This window comes from Tenacibaculum aquimarinum, from assembly GCF_022478115.1.
Taxonomy (GTDB): Bacteria; Bacteroidota; Bacteroidia; order Flavobacteriales; family Flavobacteriaceae; genus Polaribacter; species Polaribacter aquimarinum_A.
On record NZ_JAKGSC010000001.1, the window covers coordinates 1245830 to 1258855 of the forward strand.

General features: G+C 33.0%; 10 protein-coding genes. 7 read left to right on the forward strand and 3 right to left on the reverse strand.

Going from position 1 to position 13026, the window contains the following annotated elements:
- The first annotated feature begins 53 nt into the window (after positions 1-53).
- The 7 genes from L1S33_RS05805 to L1S33_RS05835 all read left to right on the forward strand — a co-directional run bounded on the left by L1S33_RS05805 (position 54) and on the right by L1S33_RS05835 (position 8246).
- The gene (locus L1S33_RS05805) at positions 54-1241 is read left to right on the forward strand and encodes an FtsW/RodA/SpoVE family cell cycle protein (RefSeq protein WP_240561600.1); all 1188 of its coding nucleotides are present in this window, start codon (positions 54-56) and stop codon (positions 1239-1241) included.
- The gene (gene murG / locus L1S33_RS05810) at positions 1228-2316 is read left to right on the forward strand and encodes an undecaprenyldiphospho-muramoylpentapeptide beta-N-acetylglucosaminyltransferase (RefSeq protein WP_240561601.1); all 1089 of its coding nucleotides are present in this window, start codon (positions 1228-1230) and stop codon (positions 2314-2316) included. Before L1S33_RS05805 ends, murG begins: the two co-directional genes overlap by 14 nt.
- Positions 2316-3662 (forward strand): UDP-N-acetylmuramate--L-alanine ligase, encoded by a 1347-nt coding sequence (gene murC / locus L1S33_RS05815; RefSeq protein ID WP_240561602.1) that lies wholly within the window; start codon positions 2316-2318, stop codon positions 3660-3662. The genes murG and murC overlap by 1 nt, the downstream gene beginning before the upstream one ends.
- The gene (locus L1S33_RS05820; RefSeq protein WP_240561603.1) at positions 3659-4384 is read left to right on the forward strand and encodes a cell division protein FtsQ/DivIB; all 726 of its coding nucleotides are present in this window, start codon (positions 3659-3661) and stop codon (positions 4382-4384) included. Before murC ends, L1S33_RS05820 begins: the two co-directional genes overlap by 4 nt.
- Positions 4385-4390: 6 nt before the next feature.
- Complete coding sequence (gene ftsA / locus L1S33_RS05825; protein WP_240552958.1) at positions 4391-5725, forward strand: cell division protein FtsA; 1335 nt, start codon at positions 4391-4393, stop codon at positions 5723-5725.
- A gap of 91 nt (positions 5726-5816) precedes the next feature.
- Complete coding sequence (gene ftsZ, locus L1S33_RS05830; RefSeq protein ID WP_240561604.1) at positions 5817-7703, forward strand: cell division protein FtsZ; 1887 nt, start codon at positions 5817-5819, stop codon at positions 7701-7703.
- 93 nt (positions 7704-7796) lie between these two features.
- Positions 7797-8246 (forward strand): GatB/YqeY domain-containing protein, encoded by a 450-nt coding sequence (locus tag L1S33_RS05835; RefSeq protein WP_240561605.1) that lies wholly within the window; start codon positions 7797-7799, stop codon positions 8244-8246.
- A gap of 127 nt (positions 8247-8373) precedes the next feature.
- On the opposite strand, the gene L1S33_RS05840 is transcribed toward L1S33_RS05835, so the two are convergent.
- The 3 genes from L1S33_RS05840 to L1S33_RS05850 all read right to left on the reverse strand — a co-directional run bounded on the left by L1S33_RS05840 (position 8374) and on the right by L1S33_RS05850 (position 13019).
- Complete coding sequence (locus L1S33_RS05840; protein WP_240561606.1) at positions 8374-8562, reverse strand: YgaP family membrane protein; 189 nt, start codon at positions 8560-8562, stop codon at positions 8374-8376.
- 15 nt (positions 8563-8577) lie between these two features.
- Positions 8578-11772, reverse strand: a complete 3195-nt coding sequence (locus L1S33_RS05845) for an efflux RND transporter permease subunit (RefSeq protein ID WP_240561607.1) — start codon at positions 11770-11772, stop codon at positions 8578-8580.
- 170 nt (positions 11773-11942) lie between these two features.
- On the reverse strand, positions 11943-13019 hold the full coding sequence (locus L1S33_RS05850; protein ID WP_240561608.1) for an efflux RND transporter periplasmic adaptor subunit: 1077 nt from the start codon (positions 13017-13019) through the stop codon (positions 11943-11945).
- Between the last annotated feature and the right edge of the window lie 7 nt (positions 13020-13026).

Sequence of the window (13026 nt, forward strand, 5' to 3'; positions counted from 1 at the left end):
ATACAGATAAACACAAGAGTGTTTCTCTCCTTTGGAGAGATTAAGAGAGGCTTATGAAAACCATTTTTCAACATATAAAAGGAGATAAAACCATTTGGGCAATTGTTGCTGTTTTGGCTATATTTTCATTTATGCCAGTTTATAGCGCAAGCACAAATTTGGTGTATGTTGTTGGTAATGGTTCAACTTTAGGACATTTAATAAAGCATATAGTTTTATTAATAATGGGATTTGCAATAATTTATGGCGTGCATAAAATTCCGTACAGATATTTTAGTGGAGGATCTGTATTAATGCTTCCAGTGGTTATAGTGTTGTTGATTTTTACAATGGCGCAAGGAACTACAATCGGAGGTGCAAATGCAAGTCGCTGGATCAGAATTCCGTTTGTAGGTGTTGGTTTTCAAACATCAACATTGGCAGGTTTGGTCTTAATGGCATTTGTTGCTAGGTATTTAGCAAGAAATAAAGATAAAAAGATAGTTTTTAAAGAGAGTCTATGGCAATTATGGTTACCAGTAGGCTGTACGTTAGCGCTAATATTACCAGCAAATTTCTCTACAACAGCAATTATCTTTAGTATGATTGTTTTGCTGGTTTTTATTGGCGGTTATCCTCTAAAATACATTGGAGTAATATTGGGAGTGGGATTTTTGTCTCTGTTGCTTTTTATATTAGTAGCAAAAGCTTTTCCTGATGCTATGCCTAATCGAGTGCAAACTTGGCAAAATAGAATTGAAAATTTTTCTAGTGGAAATGCAAGTGAAAACTATCAAGTAGAAAAAGCAAAAATAGCAATAGCAACAGGTGGTTTAACAGGTAAAGGTCCGGGTAAAAGTGTTCAAAAGAACTTTTTACCACAATCATCTTCAGATTTTATTTATGCAATTATAGTTGAAGAATATGGGTTAATAGGCGCTTTTATGGTGGTTTTTATTTACTTCCTTTTGCTCTTTAGAATTTTGATTGTAGCAACAAAAAGCAATACCGTTTTTGCAACATTATTGGTTGTTGGTGTTGGGGTTCCAATTATTTTTCAGGCAATGATAAATATGGCTGTAGCTATAAATTTATTTCCAGTAACTGGACAAACTTTGCCGTTAATTAGTAGTGGTGGAACTTCAATTTGGATGACTTGTTTTGCCTTAGGAATGATTTTAAGTGTAAGTGCTTCAAGAGAAGTTACGGAAGAAGATATTTTAGATGATAACCCTTTAGATATTTTGCATGAAACCATATAAATTTATAATTTCTGGAGGAGGAACTGGAGGACATATTTATCCTGCAATTGCAATTGCAAACGAATTGAAGTTACGTTATCCTGATGCTAAATTTTTATTTGTTGGCGCAAAAGATAAAATGGAAATGGAAAAAGTTCCGCAAGCGGGATTTGAAATAAAAGGGCTTTGGATTTCAGGAATTCAAAGAAAACTTACTTTTAAGAATTTATCTTTTCCATTTAAATTAATAAGTAGTTTATGGAAAGCAAATTCAATCATAAATAAATTTAAACCAAATGCAGTAATTGGTACTGGAGGTTTTGCAAGTGGGCCAACTTTAATGATGGCAAACCGAAAAGGAATTCCGACTTTGGTGCAAGAACAAAACTCGTATCCAGGAATTACCAATAAATTGTTGAGTAAAAAAGCAAGCAAAATATGTGTTGCTTACGATAATTTAGAACGTTTTTTTCCTTCTGAAAAGATTGTGAAAACTGGAAATCCAGTTCGTCAAGATTTGTTATCAATTCATACTAAAACGGAAGAGGCAAAGACTTTTTTCAAATTCGATGAAAAGAAAAAAACCATCTTAGTTTTAGGTGGAAGTTTAGGTGCTAGAAGAATAAATCAATTAATTGAGAGTCAGTTAGAATTTTTTAAAAATCAAGAGGTTCAATTAGTCTGGCAATGTGGTAAGTTATATGTTGATGAATATAAAAAATATAACGATTTAGAAAATGTACAAGTGCATCAGTTTTTAAACAGAATGGATTTAGCGTATGCAGCTGCAGATGTTATAATTTCTAGAGCAGGAGCAAGTTCGGTTTCAGAATTATGTATTGTTGGTAAGCCAACTATTTTTATTCCATCACCAAATGTGGCGGAAGATCATCAAACAAAAAACGCAAAATCTGTTGCAGATAAACATGGGGCAATTTTGTTAAAAGAAAGTGAGTTAGATACGTTTTCAATTGTTTTCGAAACCTTGATGAAAGATAAAGGGAAACAAGAGAATTTATCAGAAAACATAAACGAATTAGCATTGCCAAATGCAACAAATAATATCGTAAACGAAATAGAAAAGTTAATTAAATAGTGAATTTAAAAAATATACATAACATCTTTTTTGTAGGTATTGGCGGAATTGGAATGAGCGCAATAGCTCGTTACTTTGCTGCTAATGGTAAAAATGTTGCTGGTTACGATAAAACTGCAACACCAATTACTGATGCGTTACAAAAAGTTGGTATAGATATTCATTTTGAAGATGCTGTAAAAAATATACCTATTTCATTTTTAGATAAAGAAAAAACGTTGGTTGTTTATACGCCAGCTATACCTAAAGAACATACGGAATTAAATTACTTTTTTAATTCTGATTTTACAGTTTTAAAGCGAGCGGAAATTTTAGGGAGAATTACTGAAAATACATTTTGTTTAGGAGTTGCAGGAACGCATGGAAAAACCACAACTTCTTCAATTTTAGGGCACATAATGCAACCAAGTTTAGCAACTTCTTTTTTAGGAGGAATTGCAGAAAACTATAACTCGAATTTAATTTTAGGAGAAGATAAGATTTCGGTAGTTGAAGCAGATGAGTTTGATAGGTCTTTCTTACAATTGTCTCCAAATATTGCATGTGTAACCTCTATGGATGCAGATCACTTGGATATTTATGGTGAAGCTGAAGGATTACAAAATTCATTTAGAGAATTTGCAAGTAAAGTTTCTGAAACTTTAATCGTAGCCAAAGGTCTTCCGTTAAATGGATTAACATATAGTGTTGGTGAAGATGCAGATTATAAGGCATTTAACCTTAAAATTGAAACAGGAAAATATGTTTTCGATGTTAAAACACCTTCTTCAGAAATAAAAAACATTGAATTTAATTTACCTGGAAAACACAATGTAATGAATGCGCTTGCAGCTTTAGCAATGGCAGATGTTTATGGTGTTTCTTTAGAAAAGATAAAAGAACAATTAAAAACGTTTAAAGGAGTTCAAAGACGTTTTTCTTATAGAATTAAGAGTGATGATTTGGTTCTGATAGATGATTATGCACATCATCCAACAGAAATTAATGCGGTAGAAAATTCGGTTAGAGAAATGTATCCTGGGGAAAATGTTTTGGCAGTTTTTCAACCACATTTATATAGTAGAACAAAAGATTTTGTTGATGATTTTGCAGCAGCACTTTCTAAGTTTGATGCCGTTATTTTATTAGATATTTATCCGGCTAGAGAATTACCAATAAAAGGTGTTACTTCTCAATGGTTGTTAGAAAAAATTACCACAAAAAATAAAATGGTGTCTACTAAAGTAGATTTAATTAAGAATATACAAAAGTCTTCAACAAAAATTATAACAATGTTGGGAGCTGGTGATATAGGAATGCTAATAAATGATGTTGTAATTTCATTAGAAAAAGCACAAAAGATATGAGGTTTAAAAACTATTTAAAATATATCTTACCCCTTGTTTTATTTGGGGTTTTAGCGTTTTTGTATGGTTTTGCATCTACTAGAAATGCTAGTAAAAAAATAGCTAAAATTGAAGTTGAATTTGAAGCAGGAGACAATCATTTTTTAACACATCATATGGTTAATAAATTGTTAATACAAAATCAAAAAAGTGTTGTAAATCAACCAAAAAGTATGTTAGATTTACATGGTTTAGAGCAAAGTGTCTTAACAAATCCTTATGTAGAAAAAGCATCGGTTTTTGCAAGTATAAATGGCGTGCTTAAAACTGTAATAAAACAACGAGAACCAATAGCTCGTTTAATAGAGAAATCAACATCATTTTATGTTGATAGAGATGGAGTTAAAATTCCCTTATCTCAAAATTTTTCGGCAAGAGTGCCTCTAGTTTCAGGAGTTAAGTCGGATACAGAAATAAAAGAAATTACAGAATTGGTAAATTTAATTTTATCAGACAATTTTCTAAAAAAAGAGGTTATTGGTATTCAAAAAAATGAAGCAGGAGAATATTTCTTTAATGTTCGAAGTGGAAATTATAGAATTGAATTTGGAAAGTTTGTAAATGCTGATGTAAAATTTAAAAAGTTAAAAGCGTTTTATAATAAAGCGTATGCAGATAAAACGATAGATAACTATCAAACAATAAATGTAAAATATCACAACCAAGTTGTGTGTACAAAATAGATCGCAATGGAAAACTCTAAAATAGCTGTAGGTTTAGACATAGGAACAACAAAGATTGTTGCTATGATTGGGCGTAAAAATGAATACGGTAAAATTGAAGTTTTAGGTATTGGTAAAGCTAAAAGTTTAGGTGTTAAGCGTGGTGTTGTTAGTAACATTACGCAAACAATTCAATCTATTCAACAAGCAATTGATGAAGCAGAAGGAGTTTCTGGTCAAAAAATTGAAGAAGTTGTTGTTGGTATCGCTGGTCAACACATACGAAGTTTACATCATAGTGATTATATAACACGTAACAATCCAGAAGAAGTTATAGATGAAGATGATATTGCTAATTTGGTAAATCAAGTTCATAAATTGGTAATGTTACCTGGTGAAGAAATTATCCATGTTTTACCACAAGAGTTTAAAGTTGATTCTCAGCCAGATATTAAAGAACCAATTGGTATGTATGGTGGAAGATTAGAAGCAAATTTCCATGTAGTTGTTGGTCAAGTTTCATCAATAAGAAATATTGGACGTTGTGTAAAAAGTGCAGGTTTAAATCTTTCAGATATAACATTAGAGCCATTAGCATCAGCTTCAGCAGTGCTTAGTCAAGAAGAAAAAGAAGCAGGAGTTGCTTTAATAGATATTGGTGGTGGAACAACAGATTTAGCCATTTTTAAAGATGGAATTATACGTCATACAGCTGTTATTCCTTTCGGAGGAAATGTAATTACAGAAGATATAAAGGAAGGTTGTTCTATTATAGAAAAACAAGCGGAGTTATTAAAAATTAAATTCGGTTCTGCTTGGCCAGGAGAAAATAAAGAAACGGAGATTGTTTCTATTCCAGGTTTAAGAGGTAGAGAGCCAAAAGAAATAACGCTTAAAAACCTTTCAAAAATAATTCATGCACGTGTGCAAGAAATTATTGAGCATGTGTATTTAGAAATAAAAAACTATGGTCACGAAACTCAAAAAGGAAAGCTAATAGCTGGTATTGTTTTAACAGGAGGAGGTTCTCAATTACAACATTTACGTCAGTTGGTAGAGTATATTACAGGAATGGATGCACGTATTGGTTTTCCAAACGAGCATTTGGCAGGTGATTCTGATGAAAAATTGTCAAGCCCAAGTTATGCTACAGCAGTTGGCTTGTTAATGGAAGGATTAGAAAAAGCACCATTAATAGAAGAGGAAATTATACAAGAAGTTGTAACAGAAGTGTCAGAAGGAGAGGAAGTAGAAATTAAAGCTGAAACTCAAAAAGTAGCTCCTGAAAAAGCAGAAAAGAGAAAATCTTTTTTAGAAAGATTTAAAGAAAGTTTTAAGGAGTTTTTAGACAACGCAGAATAAAAAAACAGTTAAAGTTCTCGGTTCAATTTATTGAATTATCCCCTGAGAGAGCTTTTTAATAATATAAAAATAAAAAAAAAGAGCAGTTATTATGAGCGCAGAATTTGATAACATTTCGTTCGATATGCCAAAAACACAATCTAATGCTATAAAAGTAATTGGAGTTGGAGGAGGAGGTAGCAATGCCGTAAACCACATGTATAGCCAACAAATTACAGGGGTAGATTTTGTTATTTGCAATACCGATTCTCAAGCATTGGATAGTAGTCCAATTCCTAATAAAATTCAATTAGGAGCAAATCTAACATCAGGTTTAGGAGCTGGAGCAAACCCAGAAATAGGAGCAAAAGCGGCAAAAGAAAGTTTACAAGAAATACAGCAAATGTTAAGCACACATACAAAGATGGTGTTTATTACTGCAGGTATGGGTGGTGGAACAGGAACAGGAGCAGCACCAGTTATTGCAAAAATTGCAAAAGACATGGATATTCTTACTGTTGGTATTGTAACAATGCCATTTCAGTTTGAAGGTAGAATGCGTTCTAAACAAGCACAAAAAGGAATTGATGAACTGCGCAGTAATGTTGATTCTTTAATTGTAATTAATAATAATAAACTTAGAGAAGTTTATGGAAATCTAGGTTTTAAAGCTGGTTTTTCTAAGGCAGATGAAGTTTTATCAACAGCAGCTAAAGGTATTGCAGAAGTAATTACGCATCACTACAAGCAAAATATTGATTTACACGATGCAAAAACAGTGCTTTCTAATAGTGGAACTGCAATTATGGGTTCTGCAAAAGAAGAAGGAACTAATAGAGCTAAAAATGCTATTGTTAAAGCACTAGATTCTCCTTTGTTAAATGATAATAAAATTACCGGAGCTAAAAACGTATTGTTACTAATAGTTTCTGGAAAGAACGAAGTTACATTAGATGAAATAGGTGAAATTAATGATTACATCCAAACTGAAGCAGGTTATGATGCCAATATTATTATGGGTATTGGAGAAGACGAGTCTTTAGAAGATGGAATAGCTTTAACTATTGTTGCAACTGGTTTTGCAGCAGATCAGCAAAGTACAATTACAAATACTGAAGCTAAAAAAATTGTTCATACTTTAGAAGAAGAACAAAAAGCTACGTATAATTTTTCTGAAAAGAATACTGTTACAAAAGTAACAAGTATCAATGAACCTTTAACTAAAAAGGTTGAAGAGAAAATTGTACATGTTTTAGAAGATGACGTAGAAGCAGAAGTGCAAATAGATTTAATTCCAACATCTGAAGTTATTAAAAATATTGATGTTGTATATGATGAAGTTTTAACAGCTGTGTCTGAAGAAGATTTCATTATAACAGAAATTCAACCAGAAGTTGAAATAGTACCAGAAGTTAAATCAGTTCAACAAGATCTAATTTTTGATTTACCTTTAAATCCTTCTGAAGAAATAAATGCAGCAGAAACTACAGTTTTTGATTTAGCTGAAGATGTTAATACTATTGACGTTGTTGAAGCAACTGAGCTTAAGGTTGAAGAGCAAAATGTAGTTGAAAAAAGATATGTTTTAGAAGATTTTGATGTACAACCTACAATAGGAAAAGCATCAACAATTTCTGTTGAAGATGAGGTTGAAGAAGGTTTAAACTTTGAGTTAAAGTCATCAGCACCACAATCGGAAATTAATAAGATAGAAACAGTAAGTGAAGAGGTTTCTCCTTTAAGTTTAACAATTTCTGAATTGCAAAAGAAATCCGATACTAGGAGAGAGCAAATGAAGAAGTTTAACTATAAGTTTACAGATCAAGTTAGTCAAAATATTGATGAAATTGAACGTCAACCCGCTTATAAAAGAGCTGGAGTAAACTTAGACGAAACAAACCTGAGTATTAGTAAATCTAAAACAACATTAAGTACAGGTGAAAATGATGATATTCAATTAAGATCTAATAATTCGTTTCTACACGATAATGTAGATTAGTAGTCCCCTTGCTCTATCTTTGAGATAGTTATGAATTCCCGAGAAATCGGGAATTTTTTTATGCTTATATTTGTTTTCCTAAAAATTTAAAAGATGAGTTTACAAAAACAAATAATGGATAAAATGAAGGAAGCTATGAAAGCAAAAGATACTGTTGCTTTACAGGCTTTAAGAGCTGTAAAATCTGCTTTTTTATTAGCGAAAACTGAGACTGGAGTTCAAGAAGAGTTGTCTGAAGAACAAGAGATGAAAATTATTCAGAAACAAGTAAAACAGCGAAGAGATAGTGCCGCAATTTTTATAGAACAAAATAGACAAGATTTAGCAGATCCTGAATTGGCAGAACTTAAGGTTTTAGAACAATTTTTACCAGAACCTTTAACAGAAGAAGAAATTGAAGGTGTAGTTATTTCTACAATAGATCATATTGGAGCGTCTGGAATGAAAGATATGGGAAAAGTAATGGGAATTGTTTCTAAAGAGTTAGCAGGTAAAGCAGATGGTAAAACAATTTCTGCACTTGTTAAAAAGAATTTAATGTAGAGAGTTGGCTCTGTAGTTCAACTGGGTAGAATATCAGATTTCGTTTGAAGGTTCAAACCCTAACAGATCACTAAAAACATGAAAAAAGCAAGCTTTATTAGCTTGCTTTTTTTATTATAAGTATTATTTATTTTTCAATTTTAAATACTTTTGTTAAAATAGTTTCCAGCAAACACCATTTTGTAAATGCAGACTGAATTAAATTTACTCCAATAAATACGGTAAACCATATCCAATTTTCACTTACATAATAAGTTAAAACAACGCTTAACAAAACCATTGTACCAACTATAACTCTAAAATATTTATTTAACATTATTTCTATATTTAATTATTTATAATTCTTCTTCTCTATCATATAATACACTAATGGTACAACCAATAGTGTCAATACAGTTGATGCTATAGTTCCTCCCATTAAAGAGATTGCCAATCCTTGAAAAATTGGATCAAACAGTATTACAAATGCTCCAATAACTACGGTTCCTGCTGTTAATAGTATTGGTGTTGTACGTACAGCTCCAGCTTCAATACAAGCTTCTTTAAGTGGCACGCCTTCCGCTGTTCTTAAATTGATAAAGTCAATTAGTAATACCGAATTTCTAACCATAATTCCTGCTAAAGCAATCATACCAATAAATGACGTTGCTGTAAAAAACGCGCCCATAATCCAGTGCCCTAAAATAATTCCGATTAACGATAATGGTATTGCAACCATCATAACGATAGGTGCTTTAAAGTTTTGAAACCATCCTACAATTAAAATGTAAATTAAGATAATAGCTCCTAAAAAGGCAATACCTAAATCTCTAAAAACTTCAAGTGTAATTTGCCATTCGCCATCCCATTTTACAGTATAATTATCTTCAAAATCTGGTTGACCTAAATACATTTCGTTTAACTCGTATCCTTTTGGTAACGGAATCTTTTTTAACTTTTCTTCCATTCCAAGGATCGCATACGCAGGACTTTCTAAATCTCCAGCCATATCTGCCATAACATAAACCACACGCTTTTGGTTTTTACGATAAATACTTTTTGCTGCAGTTGTTTTTGTAATAGTTACCAAATCTGCAATAGGAACCATATTGCCTTGTTTAGATTTTACCTTTAATTGCGAAATATCAGTAATTGTAGATTTCTCTTTTTCATCTAAAGCCAATATCAAACCAACTTGACTAACTGCGTCTTCATCATATAAATTTGTGATCGCTCTATTAGACAATGCCATATTCATGGTATACGCAATTTGCTGTGGTGCAATATCATACAACATCGCTTTTTCTTTGTTTATATCGAATTGATATTCGGTTTGATCTGCTTCCACCATCCAATCAATATCTACCACATCATCTGTATTTTTTAAGATTTCCTGAACTCCATTTGCAATCCTAATTTGCTCGTTATAATCAGGCCCATAGACTTCTGCGACAATAGTTGACAAAACTGGAGGTCCGGGTGGCACTTCTACCAATTTAATATTGGCGTTATACTTTGCTGCAATTTTCTGAATATCTGGACGCATTAATTTTGCAATTCCGTGACTTTGTATATCACGTTCGCCTTTATCTATTAAATTCACTTGGATATCTGCCATATTAGATCCTCCACGTAAGTCGTAATGACGTACCAAACCGTTAAACGTAATTGGTGCAGATGTACCAACGTAATTTTGATAATTAACCACTTCTGGTCGCGTCGCTAAATATTGCGATACTTCTTGTGCTACAACTCCTGTTCTTTCTAGCGTTGTACCTTCAGGCATATCAATAACCACTTGAAATTCATTCTTATTATCAAATGGTAACATTTTTACAGCAACCGACTTTGTAAAAAACAACACCATAGTTGCCATTAAACCTATAAAAGTCAATCCTAAAAACAACCAACGTTTGCCTTTACTTTCTAATAAAGGACGTTCAAACTTGTTGTAAACCTTATAAATAAGTGTGTTTTCTACTGCTTTTTCTGGTTTCTCTTCTGCGCCTTTTTTATCTTTTTCTCTTAAGAAAATATAGCCTAAATAAGGTGTAATAGTTAAGGCAACAAATAAAGACAATATCATTGCAATAGACGCTCCAATTGGCATTGGTGCCATATAAGGCCCCATTAATCCAGACACAAAAGCCATAGGTAAAACAGATGCTATAACTGTAAATGTTGCTAAAATCGTTGGATTTCCAACTTCATTTATCGCATATAAAGCTGCTTCTTTAAAAGGCAAACGTTTCATCTTAAAATGTCGGTGCATATTTTCGGCAATAATAATCGAGTCATCCACCACAATTCCCGTTACAAATACTAATGCGAATAAGGTAATTCGGTTTAGCGTGTAATCCATCATGTAGTAACTCAATAAGGTTAAAGCAAACGTAATTGGCACCGATAAAAACACGACCAATCCACCACGCCAACCCATTGCTAGCATCACGACAAGTGTTACCGCAAAGATAGACCCAATAAGGTGCCACAGTAATTCCGATACTTTATGCGACGCTGTTTCACCATAATTTCTAGTGACTTCTACATGTACATCATCCGGAATTAAAGTACTACGTAAGTGATCCACTTTATCAATAATCACATCAGCAATTTTCATGGCATCTGCACCTTTCCGTTTCGCTACCGAAATAGTAACAGCAGGATATTCCGACCTATAATCAACCGATTTCACACTTCCTTTTCCGTAACCTATACTCACATAATTTTGTGGTACTTCTGGTCCATCAATAATTTTTGCGACTTGCTTTAAATAAATAGGCTGATTCTGTTGCACACCAACCACCAGATTTTCAACATCTGTAACCGAAGCTAAAAACGAACCTGTATTTACTAAAAACTCAGTATCATTCTTATCAAAACTTCCAGCACTTAATTGGCTATTATTTGCTTTAATCATTTCCGAAACCGACAAAAAGTCCAAACCACTTGCAGCTAATTTATCTTTATCTAAAACCACACGTAATTGACGATCTCTACCACCAATTTTATGCGTAATAGCCACATCATTTATCTTCTTAATTTCAGCTTCCAACTCTTGAGCAATTTGGTTTAACTGGTAGTCGTCATAATTTTCACTCCACAACGTTAAACCCAACATTGGCACATCGTCAATCGCACGCGTTTTTACTAACGGAAACGTAACACCTTCCGGCATTTGGTCCATGTGCTTGTTAATTTCGTTGTATAATTTCACAAAAGAACGCTCAATATCTTCGCCAACATAAAACTGTACGATGACCATGCCTTGCTCTTTCATCGACGTAGAATACACATATTCCACACCTTTAATATTCGAAATTAATTGCTCTAAAGGCTTAATCACACGCGACTCCACTTCCGTAGGACTAGCTCCAGGATACCCCACAAAAATGTCTGCCATAGGCACATCAATTTGCGGTTCTTCTTCACGCGGAATTAAAAACGAACTGTACACACCAACCACCATAAATACAATCATCAAAAGCACTGTAAGCTTCGATTGCATAAAGACTTTGGCAATTTTACCTGCGATTCCTTCTTTCATAATTATTACTTTTTTTCATTCCCATGACAATGGAAATCTTTATATTTTGGGCGTTTTAACAGGCTATCCACTGTATCTTTTTACTTGTTCTCGATACAAATTTGCTTAGGCAAATTCACTCGAACTGACGTAAAAAGGATGTCGTTTCTATCCCTAACGCAACTTATTAGTTATTGAATTGTAACTTTCGCACCATTAAACAGTTTGCCTTCAGCAGAAACAATGTATGCTTCGTCTGTATTTAAACCAGATAATACTTCTACTTGATCACCAAACGTTCTACCTAATCGCAACCAACGTAATAATGCTGTATTGCTTTGGCTTACTGTGTACACACCTGATAATTGTCCATTTGTGACAATAGCTTCGTTTGGTATTAAAACCATGGATGACGTTGCTTTTCTTTCTACAGGAAATTGCACTGTTGTAAACATCCCAGATAAAATAGTAGCATCTGTTTTATCCAAATCAATTTTTACCAAATATTGTCCACCTGTATTTTTAGCAGAAGTACTCACTTCTTTTACTTTTCCTTTTATGGTTTTATTGATTGATTTAACTAACACAGCAACAGTAACTCCTTTTTTAATAGCAGAAATTTCTGTTTCCGGTACCATTACCATCACTTCAAAATTTCCAGGTGTTTCTATACTTATTAATGATACACCAGGATTTGCCATGTTACCAGCTTCCACATTTTTACTAGTTACTGTTCCGCTAAAAGGTGCAGTAATATTACTGTAAGCAAATTGGGCGTTGATTTCGTTTTTCATTTGATTAGCACCTTCTACTCTAGCTTTTGCCATTTCGTAATTAGCAGTCATATCATCCATCTCTTTTTGAGACGCACTATTGTCTGCAAACAAGTTTTTAAAGCGGTTGTAATCCTTTTTCGCATTACTTAAAGCTGCATTTGCTTCTGTAATTCCTGCATTTACTTGAGCTCTTTTAGCTTGTAAATCGGAATTATTAATAGATACTAATAATTGTCCTTTACGGACTTTATCGCCAACATTAACATGTACTTTATTAACGTAACCCATCATTCTAGTGCTTAAATCTGCACTATTTGTGGCTTGGATTTTTCCGCTTACAGATAAAAAAGGACTGTTACTGTTTGCTGCTACTTGACTAGTTTTTACGCTAATTGCTGGCGAATTATCTACAACAGGTTTTTTGTCTTCGCTTCCACAACTTGCTAATAATAGCGCTACAGAAAGTGTTAGGATTGTATATATTTTTTTCATCTTAAAA